This window comes from Akkermansiaceae bacterium (genome assembly GCA_024233115.1).
Taxonomy (GTDB): domain Bacteria; phylum Verrucomicrobiota; class Verrucomicrobiia; order Verrucomicrobiales; family Akkermansiaceae; genus Oceaniferula.
Map to the genome: position 1 here is coordinate 576,746 of JACKQB010000001.1, position 11,325 is coordinate 588,070.

Annotated in this window: 10 protein-coding genes; 7 read left to right on the forward strand and 3 right to left on the reverse strand. The window is 56.8% G+C overall.

Annotated features, from left to right (window positions below; all coding sequences use genetic code 11):
• Window positions 1-188 precede the first annotated feature (188 nt).
• The gene (locus H7A51_02450) at window positions 189-1,733 is read left to right on the forward strand and encodes an arylsulfatase (protein MCP5535076.1); all 1,545 of its coding nucleotides are present in this window, start codon (window positions 189-191) and stop codon (window positions 1,731-1,733) included.
• A 104-nt stretch (window positions 1,734-1,837) separates the two neighbouring features.
• Window positions 1,838-3,124: a DEAD/DEAH box helicase gene (locus H7A51_02455; protein MCP5535077.1), complete on the forward strand. Its 1,287-nt coding sequence runs from the start codon at window positions 1,838-1,840 to the stop codon at window positions 3,122-3,124.
• Window positions 3,125-3,393: 269 nt separating this feature from the next.
• On the opposite strand, the gene H7A51_02460 is transcribed toward H7A51_02455, so the two are convergent.
• Both H7A51_02460 and rpsB read right to left on the reverse strand, forming a co-directional pair.
• Window positions 3,394-4,263, reverse strand: coding sequence for an elongation factor Ts (locus H7A51_02460; GenBank protein ID MCP5535078.1), 870 nt, complete (start codon window positions 4,261-4,263; stop codon window positions 3,394-3,396).
• 65 nt (window positions 4,264-4,328) lie between these two features.
• Window positions 4,329-5,009, reverse strand: coding sequence for a 30S ribosomal protein S2 (gene rpsB, locus H7A51_02465; protein MCP5535079.1), 681 nt, complete (start codon window positions 5,007-5,009; stop codon window positions 4,329-4,331).
• A 236-nt stretch (window positions 5,010-5,245) separates the two neighbouring features.
• Here rpsB and H7A51_02470 point away from each other — a divergent pair, with 236 nt between their 5' ends.
• The 3 genes from H7A51_02470 (at window position 5,246) to H7A51_02480 (ending at window position 6,393) form a co-directional block, all read left to right on the forward strand.
• Window positions 5,246-5,848, forward strand: a complete 603-nt coding sequence (locus H7A51_02470; protein MCP5535080.1) for a polysaccharide biosynthesis/export family protein — start codon at window positions 5,246-5,248, stop codon at window positions 5,846-5,848.
• Between the two features lie 114 nt (window positions 5,849-5,962).
• Entirely contained in the window at window positions 5,963-6,172 is a 210-nt protein-coding gene (locus H7A51_02475) for a type II toxin-antitoxin system HicB family antitoxin (GenBank protein MCP5535081.1), read from the forward strand.
• Window positions 6,169-6,393 (forward strand): type II toxin-antitoxin system HicA family toxin, encoded by a 225-nt coding sequence (locus tag H7A51_02480; GenBank protein MCP5535082.1) that lies wholly within the window; start codon window positions 6,169-6,171, stop codon window positions 6,391-6,393. The genes H7A51_02475 and H7A51_02480 overlap by 4 nt, the downstream gene beginning before the upstream one ends.
• An 8-nt stretch (window positions 6,394-6,401) precedes the next feature.
• Here the strand turns inward: H7A51_02480 and H7A51_02485 are convergent, their stop codons facing one another.
• Complete coding sequence (locus H7A51_02485; protein ID MCP5535083.1) at window positions 6,402-7,682, reverse strand: hypothetical protein; 1,281 nt, start codon at window positions 7,680-7,682, stop codon at window positions 6,402-6,404.
• Between the two features lie 333 nt (window positions 7,683-8,015).
• Here H7A51_02485 and H7A51_02490 point away from each other — a divergent pair, with 333 nt between their 5' ends.
• Window positions 8,016-8,549 carry an acyloxyacyl hydrolase gene (locus tag H7A51_02490; protein MCP5535084.1) on the forward strand — a complete coding sequence of 178 codons (534 nt, stop codon included), beginning with the start codon at window positions 8,016-8,018 and terminating at the stop codon, window positions 8,547-8,549.
• Window positions 8,550-8,639: 90 nt separating this feature from the next.
• Window positions 8,640-11,294 (forward strand): hypothetical protein, encoded by a 2,655-nt coding sequence (locus H7A51_02495; GenBank protein ID MCP5535085.1) that lies wholly within the window; start codon window positions 8,640-8,642, stop codon window positions 11,292-11,294.
• The last annotated feature ends 31 nt before the right edge of the window (window positions 11,295-11,325 follow it).

The window sequence follows — 11,325 nt, forward strand, 5'->3', positions numbered from 1 at the left end:
CTATCAAGAAGGAACAGCTAACCATCATGCCTGTGCTGATACAGCCGCCGGTGACCGGATTGTAGTGATGTGGTCCCGGAGGGGGGCAGGAGGGCATGATGACTTTACTTTTGCGTGTCCATGGTTATGGATGTTCCGTGCCGTGGTTGGCCAGGCCGTCCACTTCCGTTATCTTATTTTGACCTCTTATGAAATCCCTGATTCTCCTCCTATCAATCCTCCTGTGGACCCTCAGCGTGCAGGCTGCGTCGCGACCCAACATCATCATCATGATGGTTGATGACCTCGGCTATTCGGACTTCGGTTGTTACGGCAGCGAAATCAAAACACCTCACATCGACAGCCTCGCCGGGAATGGGCTTCGTTTTAGCCAGTTCCACAACACCGCCAAGTGCCACTCCTCCCGGGTGTGCCTGCTTACCGGTCTCTACAGCGACCAAGCGGGGGACTCGAGGCTGAACCGGGGGGTGACCATCGCGGAGGTGATGAAAAAATCGGGCTACACGACCGCCATGGTCGGCAAGTGGCACCTCGATAATGAACCGACTGCCCGCGGTTTTGAAAAATACTTTGGCCACCTCTCCGGGTCGACGAACTATTTCAAGGGGGACAAAACGTTCCGGCTGAACGGCAAACGGTGGTCGGATTTTGGTAAGGACTTTTACACCACCGATGCCAACATTGACTTTGCCACCAGATTCCTTGGTGAGTCGCTCAGCGAGTCGCCGGACAAGCCGTTTTTCCTCTACATCGCCCACAATGCCCCTCACTACCCGTTGCAGGTTAGAAAAGAGGACTATAGAAAGTATGAAGGCACGTATGACGCAGGGTGGGATCAAATCCGTGCTGCCCGTTATCAAAAGCAGTTGAAAATGGGATTGATTCCCGAGACCTGGAAACTCTCAGCCCGACCCGATCTCGTGCCTGCTTGGGAGAGTCTGTCGGATCAGGAAAAAGCCTGGGAGTCACGCCGTATGACCGCTTTTGCCGGAATGGTCGACCGCATTGACCAGACCACAGGAAAACTCATCAAGTTTCTCAAGGACAAGGGCGTTTACGACAACACCCTGATCATGATCTGTTCCGATAACGGAGCCTGTCCCTTCGACCGCACCAAGGTAGCCGGCAAAGAGCCATGGAACCCCCAATCCTTCTGGTGCTACGACACCGGATGGTCGCATGTCGGTAATACACCATTCCGTCTCCACAAACAGAACCAGCATGGCGGTGGCATCAATTCCCCGATGATTGCACATTGGCCGAAGGGCATAAAAGCCAGGGCTGGTTCGATCACGCCCCAACGCGCCCACTTGATCGACTTTATGGCCACCTGCATCGATCTGGCAGGAGGCGAATACCCCAAGTCCTGGCCAGGGATCGAGCTGGAGCCGCTGCAAGGCAGATCGTTGAAACCCATTTTCGAAGACCAAACCCGCGATCCCCACTCGTCGTTGTTTTTCCGTTTCGCAAACAATCGTGCGATCATCCAGGGCGACTGGAAACTCGTCACCCACCGGGCGTCACAATGGGAACTCTACAACATCGTCAAGGATGGAACGGAGCTCAACGACCTCGCCAGCCAGTATCCTGAAAAAGTAGACGCGTTAGCAAAGCTCTGGAACCAGGAGGCCACCGGGATAGGTCATCTTAAAGGTAAAGACGTGGCTCCTGTTTCCGGTAAAAAACCACCACTTTTAAAAAAGTCGGGTGTCCCGGCGGCCCGTGGAAAGTAGGACAGCCTTGCAAGCTGTCGGCAACCCATGGAATAATCAACCCAAGCTCACAGCATCCACACGATAAGACTTGAAGTTTTCCCGTTCCCGCCTACGGAGCGTGTATGTCATTCCAGTCACTCGGGCTCCACACGCGTATTCTTCAAGCCATTGATGATGCAGGATACAGCCAGGCCACACCCATCCAGGCCAAAACCATTCCGCCCATTCTCAAGGGCCAGGACCTGATAGGTCTTGCCCAGACGGGCACAGGTAAGACGGCCGCATTCACCCTGCCGCTGCTTTCCCAGCTATGTGAAAAGTCGGGCGACCAGGCGGCGCGCGGGGTACGGCTGCTTATCATCGCACCTACCCGCGAACTGGTGATGCAGATCAATGAGAGTATCCGGACCTACGGAAAATACACCAACCTCCGCACCGCCATGGTGATTGGTGGTGCCAGTGAGAAACACCAGATTGAAAAACTGCAAAGCAATGTCGATATCGTCATCGCCACCCCTGGCCGACTGATGGCACTGATGGAAGCAGGACATGCTACCTTCGGGAAACTCACCCACCTGATTCTGGACGAAGCCGACCGGATGCTGGATATGGGCTTCCTGCCCGACATCGAGCAGATCACCATGAGTCTGCCCAAGCGCCGCCAGAGCCTGCTTTTTTCCGCCACCCTGCCACCCCAGGTCGAGCGACTGGCAAGAAAGACCCTCAAGGACCCGGTCACCATTGAAGTAGGCAGCCGCAGCAACCCGGCGGAGACCGTCACCCAGTTTCTCTACCCGGTGGAGCAACACCTGAAGGCGGAGCTGCTTATCGAACTGCTTGCAGACCATCAGTTCTTTTCCGTCATCGCCTTTGTTAGGACCCGTGAGGATGCTGATGTGCTGGCGAAGACTCTCACTGGCTCCGACATCTCAGCCGTTGCCATCCATGGCGACTGCTCCCAGAACCACCGCACCCGCACGCTGCGCGATTTCAAGGCGAGTAAAATCCGGGTTCTGGTCGCCACCGACATCGCCGCCCGTGGTCTCGATATTCCCGATGTCACCCACGTCATCAACTATGATTTCCCATTGCAAAGCGACGACTACATCCACCGCATCGGCCGCACCGGTCGGGCAGGAAATGAAGGCTGCGCCATTACTTTTCTAACATCATCCGATGGAGAACGTCTGAAGAAACTCGAACGCCATATCGGCATCACCTTGAAAAAGCGTTTCCTCGACGGTTTCAACTACAAGAAACCGGTCCCCGAGGAGGAGGAAGGAAAGCATTTTCAGAAAAGAAAACCACGCCGCCATTCAAGCGACCGCTACGAGCAGTCGGGTCGATTCTCGGCCAAGAAGACCGCCAAAAAACGCACCGACTGGCGCAAGCCGAAGAAGCGGAAATAGGTGGCCCACTGGGGGACATTGTTTCACTTCATCGTTGATGCATGTATGGAGTGTCACTGGTTTTGGTGCACTAACATGGCGCTTCACCCAACAGGTGGCTGCCGAAACCGCTATCGGTCATCGAGGCGTCATCGAGGCCTAAGCCTGCCGTGTTCCATGGGTTGCCCCGGGTTGCAAACCCGCGCTCCATGACATAAAAAACCCGCCGTGCTCGGGGGCAGGGCGGGTTTTGAAAGGTTGGGACGTGTCGGCCAGAGGCCAAGGTCACGTTAGGCGCCGACGTTGAAGCGGGCGAAACGGACGATATTCACCGTGTCGCCGAGCTCCTTGGCCTTGGCGGCGACGTGCTGCTTGACGCTGACCTTGTCGTCTTTAACAAACGCTTGGTCGACGAGGCAGGACTCGGAGAAGTACTTGTTGATCTTGCCGATCAGGATCTTGTCGATGATCTCGGCGGGCTTGCCCTCGGCTTCGAGCTGCTTGCGGTTGATCTCGTTCTCTTCCTCGATGGTGGAGGCGTCGAGGTCATCGCGGGTGAGGCCGGCCGGGTTGAGCGCGGCGATGTGCAGGCAGATGTCGCGGGAAAGGTCCTTGAAGATCTCACTGTCCTTGCTCTCAGGTTTTTCAGCACTGAGCTCAAGAAGCACGCCCACCTTGCCACCCATGTGGATGTAGCTGGAGACGGCGCCGTTTCCTTCTGCAACAAAACGGGTGACGCGCTTGATCTTGATCACCTCACCCAGCTCGGAGAACTTGGCGCCGAGGGCGTCCTGGACCGTGCCATCGGTGTAGGCAACGGCTGCGGCAGCCTCGGCGTCGGTGGCGTCGGATTCAGCGATGGTTTTGGTGATGTCGGAAACAAAGGCACCAAAGGCTTCGTTTTTGGCAACGAAGTCGGTCTCACAGTTGACTTCAGCGAGAAGTCCGCAGCAGCCCGTGCTGTCGACGTGTGCGGCAATCAGGCCTTCGGACGTTTCGCGGTCGGCGCGACCTGCGGATTTGACAATACCTTTTTCGCGGAGAAGTTTAACGGCTGCGTCGAGGTCACCCTTGGTTTCGGTGAGGGCCTTTTTACAAGCCATCATCCCGGCGTTGGTGATCTTGCGGAGCTCTTGGACAGCGGATGCAGTGATCATAATTGAGTTATCAGTTATTCGTTATTAGTTGAGAATCAGTGGTGGCTGGTGCCACCATTGAAGTGAAATTAGTCTTTGGCGACTACGATGGAGTCGACGAGGTTCTGCAGCAGCAGGCGGATCGAGCGGGTGGCGTCGTCGTTGCCCGGGATCGGGTAGTCGATGACAGACGGGTCCGCGTTGGTATCGACGATGGCGATCACCGGGATGTTGAGGCGGCGTGCTTCAGACACGGCGATGGTTTCACGGGCGGAATCGACGATGACCATGGCGGCAGGGAGTTTTTCCATGTCGCGGATACCACGCAGGTTGCGCAGCAGTTTCTCGCGTTCACGTCCGAGGGCGGAGAGTTCCTTTTTGGACATTTTCTTGAAGTCGGGTGACTTCTCGATGTCCTCAAGGTACTTCAGGCGTTCCACGGAACGGCGGATGGTGGCGAGGTTGGTCAGGGTGCCACCGAGCCAACGGTGATTGACGTAATACTGGCCGATGGCGTTGGCCGCTTCTGCCACGGCGTCCTGTGCCTGGCGTTTACAGCCGACGAAGAGGATCTTCTGGCCTTTGCTGGAAAGCTCACCGAGGAAATCGGCTGCTTTGTCGAGACACTTGACCGTTGCCTCAAGGTTGATGATGTAAATGCCACCCTTGTCCTTCATCAGGTAGGGTTTCATTTTCGGGTTCCATTTGCGGGTCTGGTGTCCGTAGTGAACACCAGCGTCGACCATTTCGTTAATCAGTTCGTTGACCATTGTTTTAGTTGTGTCCACCCTTGAATCAGGGTGGCTCTGGATTGTGTGGGAAATCCGCCGCGTTTGTTATAAGTCCTTCAATTTCCCGTAGTTGATGCGGCGGCGTGACGAAGGTTGGCGGGTTCCTAGGGGATGACACCCGGTTTGACAAGGTCTTTTTGCTCTCCGGCGGGGAAAAATCGAACAAATACCCCATAACCCTGTCTGTATCCCTGTAAGCCATCGTTGTTCATGTTATGAGACTATTAAAATATGTTAAGTTGTTAGGCGTCGTTTTCGGCGTGTTTTCCCTGTCCGCCGTAGCCCATGCGGGAGTGATCAAGTCGGGCGATACGGTAATCATCTCTCTGAAAGGAGTGCCCGCATCGGAGCAAGCGAAAGTAAACGGAGAATATCAGGTGCGCGACAGTGGTAACATCCGGGTTCCCATCATCAATGTGAACATCCGGGCCTTGGGCAAGAGGCCTGAGGATGTTGAGCGCAGTATTGAAGAGGCATTTAAAACGGCTGAGATCTATGTAGCACCTACGATCTCAGTGCAGGTCAGGGAGCGTGGTGACATCAGGGAAGTGGTGAGTGTGGGAGGAGAGGTGGCTCGTCCGGGTGCGGTGCAGTATCGACCTGAGATGACGGTGATCCAGGCGATTCAGCAGGCGGGTGATCGCAAGGTCTTTGCCAGTAAGTACTTCTACCTGTTACGAAAGGATTCCCAAACGGGTAAAACGATGCGTTACAAATACAACATCAAAACTCCGTCGCATCAGAATTTGAAAGTGTTCCCCGGGGACACAATTACCATACCTGAAAAAGGAGGACTCATTGATACGGGGAGGGAGTAATTGCCCCTACTCCACCACCACACACGGCACCAGGATGCCGTCATTCACGCCGTGGATTTTTTGACCGGGATTGTGGTTGGTAGTCATTGGAAAGTTGTGATAAAATAGCCGTAGATGGAGAAGAAAAAGTTCAATGTCATTGTGGAGCGCGACAGCGATGGCTGGCTGGTTGCCAGCGTCCCCGGACTGAGCGGCTGCCATACCCAGGCGAAGACATACGATCAGTTGTTCGAGCGGATCAAGGAGGCGATCGAGTTGTGTCTGGAGGATCAGCCGGACTACCAATCCGATGAGTTTCTGGGGGTCCAGCAAGTCGCGCTATGAGCAGCTTTCCCAGCATCACCGGCGGGGCAATGCTCAAGGCACTGGGCAAGGCCGGTTTTGAAGTGGCTCGCATCAAGGGTAGTCATCACCGGGTGGTGCATGCAGATGGACGAAAAACCACAGTCCCGGTGCACGGCAAGGAAACGCTCGGGCCGGGTTTGATCAACAAGATACTTCGTGATGTGGAAATGACTCGTGACGAGTTGCAGTCGCTGCTGTAATCGCGAAGCTACCCCACCACGCAAGGCACCAGGATGCCGTCCTTCATGCCGTGGATCTTCTTTTTGTCAGCGGGCACAATGGTTGCCAGGCAGCCGCCGAAAGATGTCTTGTCGTTAGAGTCGGAAAAGAAGTAGGGGCAGAGCCGGACGCGGCCTTGCATGATTTTTTCCTCACCGGTTTCGGGGTCGAAGTAGGGGTGCTCGATGATTTTTCCGGAGTGATACTGCTGCATCATCCTCGGTTGGTAGTCGAAGGCTCCGACCGCTTCCTGGATGTGTTCACGCCATTCGTTGCCCGGCATGTCGTGGCCGATGTAGACGCCGCGAGAACCCCAGGCGAGCTCGGAGAAGCCGCTGATTTTCAACACCAACTGGCGTTCGCTCTGGGAAAAACCGGCCACCTCGTCCCAGGAATGTACGCCGAGCCGTGGGATCGCCGCATGCGGTGGTAGCGGGTGCGGGTCGACCACCCAGCCGAACGGGACGATTTCCTTCAACCGCTGCAGGTGGTTGCCGCGCAGGGCCTTTTCCCAGATCCCGCGCAGCGAGGGCGACCACAGCAGTGCCAGCCACAGCTTCTCCTCGAGGTGCGGCTTGCACGGGGAGCTGAGCAACGGCGATGAGGCGAGTTTGTGCGCACAGGGGATGTTTTCCCAGTCGAACCATTCGAAAAACCGATAGGTCGGCGTGTTGCCGATCTTGCCGCAATCGGCTTCCTCGGCGCGCAGCACGTCGATGTTGTTGCACCTCCCGGCGAGCCATTCCATCTCCGGGCGGTAGTCGGCGGATTCCTCACTGACAAGTATCTGCCCACCATCGGCCATCAGCGATTGGAACCCGTCACGGATGCCGTTTGCGCCACCTAACACATTATGGCCGTGTTCCGTATAAAATCGCGACAACCAGAGGGTGATACCCATACCGCCGGGCACGGAGTCGATTTCCGTGAGTGCAAACGATTCCGATTCCGCGTCACCGGTCAGGATCAGGTCGGGTCGGATCACCCTCGGCATGACGTCGCGTAAGGCAGCCGACTGCTGGGTGTCGGTGATCCAGTGGGGTTTGTCGGCATCGAGTAAGCGGTGAATCCAGGCAGGCAATTTTCCCTTGGCGCTGCGCTGGTAGATCCCGTCGGATGCCCGTTGGAACTGCGCCAGCGGATGCCCGAGCCGGGTGAGTCTACGCGCGGTGGCTTTTTTCAAAACGAGCGGCTTGGGAGAAAACAACCAGCCGGCCCCATGTCGGAGTTTTGACCCGGGGAGGGCGTTTTGGATGGTTTCAAGTTTCAAGGTTCCGGTTTTGTGTAGTGGCGTTTCCTCGCTTTAATGACAGTTCGTAAGCAGATTGCCAAGTGTCCAGTGATACATCCTCCATTTAATTTCAATGGATGCGATGCTCCGTGCCACTGCTCGATTGCCATTGGCCGCCCCGCCAGCAGCGCGTCAAACGGGAGAGGCTCCGGCCAGCACCCTCGATAAGAATCCGCTGCCAAAAATCACTTGGCAAGGAGGAAAAGGAGATTAAATTCATATCTAACGAAAGGATGCATGCACTATCATCCCGCCGTTCAGTCCGGGGGTAATGACCCTGCAATACCTGTAAAATACTACCTAACAAAAACCATGACCAAGACAATCCTAGTTACGCTCGTTCTCGCGCTGCCCTCTGTTGTCAGTGCCCAGTCAACCCCAAAGACCTACCGTTTTGATTCCGTCGGCTTGCGTGGTGGAATCGACAGCCAGGGCGATATCAACATCAACACCGCGGAGCTGTTCGCCACCGTTACCACCCCCTACCAATTTCAGCTTGGAGATACCACGGTGCTTGATTTCAATCTTGAGGGGGGTGTGGGTGCCCTCGACCACAAAGCCGGAACCGGTTTCTATTTGCGTATCGGGCCACAATGTACCGTCAGTTTTGGCGACAGCCCGCTGCATCTTGTCATCGGCTCCGGTCCCGCCTACCTCAGTAAGCACACCTTCGGTCGACGCAACCTCGGCGGTGACTTCCAGTTTTTTACTTCCATGGGTTTCGATTGGGATATCAACGACCGCTGGACGCTGGGCTATCGCTGGCAGCACATCTCCAACGCCGGTCTTCAGGATGTCAATCCAGGTATGAATATGCACACTCTCGGACTTTCATACCGCTTCTAGCGATTGCGCTGCAAAGCACCCGGCTGGTGGTCCATCCGGATACCCAGGTCATTCCGCTGTCGTGAATGATGAGGGGGGGCTTGTTCAAATATGGAACAACTCCCTGGAACCCCCTTCTTTCCCGAGCGGCGTGAAATGCCTGCGCGGGTGCCGGCGTATCCGTTTCCGGACTGTATCATCAACCTCGCTCGACATAACGTAGAGCGCAAACACGCCACGGTAAAAAACCCCATGACAAAAAGTTTCCTAACACTTCTAACGCTCGCGCTGACCGTCATCAGCGCGCAGGCCCAGTTTGAAAACCCGGACCAGTACAACATCAAGTGGCACAGTCCGTCGAGCAACTCGGGGCAGTCGATGCCCTGCGGCGGGCGGGACACCGGCTTGAACGTCTGGGTGGAGAACGGCGACATCCTGTTCTACATGCAGCGCAGCGGCAGCTACGACGCCAACGGGCAGTGTCTCAAACTGGGGCGCGTGCGGGTGTCGTTTTCGCCAAACCCGTTTGCGTCGCCGGATGCGTTTCTCCAGGAGCTGAAGCTGAAGCAGGGTCGGGTCGAAATCTCCGCCCGGAAACAGTTCATCGACCATGGCGAGGTGACGGCGAAGGTGCTGATCTGGGTGGACACGGAGGATTCCACCATCCACTTCACCAGTGAGGCCAGCGAGAAAACCACGATGCGCGTCCGATATGAAAGCTGGCGGCACGAGGACAGGGAGTTCACCGACAAGGACGGCTACGGTGAGTCCTTCGCCATTTTCGGCACCGGTGGCAAACCGGGGAAATACTTTCGGAAAAAGGACACTTTCGAGGTGCAACGTGGAGACGACGGCGACTCGATGTATTTTTATCACAAGAATCCTGACGAGTCGGTGATCGGGCTCTACATCCAGCAGCAGGGGCTGGAGAAGTATCGAAAACAGATTCACGACAACCTGGCGAACCGCATCTCCGGCGGCCAGCTGATGGGGGGAAACCTCGAGTATAAAGGCGAGCAGACCGGCCAGTATCAGAAGAATGGGAGTAAAAAAACAAAGCTGCCGGTGTACAAGGCCTTTGTCTTTGCCTCCCGCGATGCGGAAAAATCGCATGCCATCCGCATCGGCACCCACATTTCCCGGACGGGGGACGTGGCTGCGTGGAAAGCCGGGCTGGAGAAGCGCGCACTCGCGGCGGAGTCGAAACAGCGCAGTGAGAAATGGTGGGGCGCGTTCTGGGACAAGAGCCGCATCGTCATCAACCCGATGACCGGCGAGCAAAACACGCCGTGGCGGGTGGGGCGGAATTACCAGTTGTTCCGCTACATGTTAGGCTGCAACTACGCTGGCGAAACCCCGACGAAATTCAATGGCGGCAACTTCACCGTGGACCCGTTTGTCTCGATCAACGGCGATGTTTACAAGGACTCGGACACAACCGGCAAGGACTACGACGCCGACTGGCGGGCCTGGGGTGGGCATGTTTACACCGCGCAGAACCAACGCCTGGTCTATTGGCCCTTGCTCAAGTCCGGCGACGGCGCGGCGATCCGTCCGCAGCTCGACCTCTTCAAACTCGGCCTCGGTGGTGCGCAGGCGCGTTGCCGGGAGCATTTCGGGCACGACGGCGCCGTTTACTGCGAATACACCAATGCCGCCGGGCTTGCCATCGCCAGCGGCTGGGGCTGGGACGCCGACAAGGATTTCATGCCCGATAGCCGCTTCGGCTGGAAGGCGGACAAGTCGTGGAACGGCTGGAGGAAACGTGGCCCCGAAGTCCCCTTCGGCGATCCCCGCGCCGATGCCACCAAGAGCTATGGCGAGCCGGTGGAGAAGGGGGTCATGGCCAACGGCGCGATCGCTTACCACTGGGAGTCCCAGGTGGAGCACGCCTACATGGCGCTGCTTTACCGCAAGTACACGGGCGCGGACATCGGCGAATACCTGCCGTTCATCAAGGCGTCACTGGTGTTTTTCGACCAACACTATCAGAAAAGGGAAAAGCTGCGCGGCGGCAGCGGTCTGGACAACAACGGAAAGATCGTTTTTTTCCCGTCCACCGCCTGTGAGTCCTACCGGGGTGCGAAAAACCCGAGCGACCTGGTCTCGGGCATCCGCTCCTGCCTCAACGAGCTGTTAGCCCAGGAGCTGTATGTGGACGCCACGGAGAAATCCTACCTCGAGGGCTATCTCACCCGACTACCGGAGGTCTCCTTCGGCAAGGCGAAAAACGGCGACGCCATCGTCCTGCCCGCCGAGACGTGGAAATTCTATCAGAACGTCGAGTGCCCGCAGTTCTACCCGCTGTTTCCCTTCAACCGCTACAACCTGGTCGAGCACGACATGACACCGTTCAAGAACGCGTGGAAACATGGCGATTTCCCGAAGAATATGTATTGGAGCTGGCACCAGGACGCGATCTTCTACGCCCGCATGGGCATGACCCAGGAGGCGGCGGACTTCACTGTCAAGAAACTCGACAACAGCAACCGCCGCTTCCCCGCGTTCTGGGGGCCTGGCCACGACTGGGTGCCCGACCACAACTGGGGCGGCTCCGGCATGATCGGCCTGCAGGAGATGCTGATGCAGACCTTCGACCGCAAAATCGTGCTCTTCCCCGCCTGGCCGAAACACTGGGACGTGGACTTCAAACTGCACGCCCCCTACCAGACGGTGGTCGAGGGGAAACTGGTCAACGGTAAGGTCGAAAACCTGCGGGTCACCCCAGCATCCCGCCAGGCCGATATCGTGAATCTGCTGAAATAAGCCAGTTCCAATGGCTGTGCCGACTGGAAAT

Coding starts and splice junctions, on each gene's coding strand:
- H7A51_02495 (MCP5535085.1), top strand. CDS start 8,640: ATGGAACAACTCCCTGGAACCCCCTTCTTTCCCGAGCGGCGTGAAATG.
- rpsB (MCP5535079.1), bottom strand. CDS start 5,009: ATGGTCAACGAACTGATTAACGAAATGGTCGACGCTGGTGTTCACTAC.
- H7A51_02480 (MCP5535082.1), top strand. CDS start 6,169: ATGAGCAGCTTTCCCAGCATCACCGGCGGGGCAATGCTCAAGGCACTG.
- H7A51_02455 (MCP5535077.1), top strand. CDS start 1,838: ATGTCATTCCAGTCACTCGGGCTCCACACGCGTATTCTTCAAGCCATT.
- H7A51_02470 (MCP5535080.1), top strand. CDS start 5,246: ATGAGACTATTAAAATATGTTAAGTTGTTAGGCGTCGTTTTCGGCGTG.
- H7A51_02475 (MCP5535081.1), top strand. CDS start 5,963: ATGGAGAAGAAAAAGTTCAATGTCATTGTGGAGCGCGACAGCGATGGC.
- H7A51_02490 (MCP5535084.1), top strand. CDS start 8,016: ATGACCAAGACAATCCTAGTTACGCTCGTTCTCGCGCTGCCCTCTGTT.
- H7A51_02450 (MCP5535076.1), top strand. CDS start 189: ATGAAATCCCTGATTCTCCTCCTATCAATCCTCCTGTGGACCCTCAGC.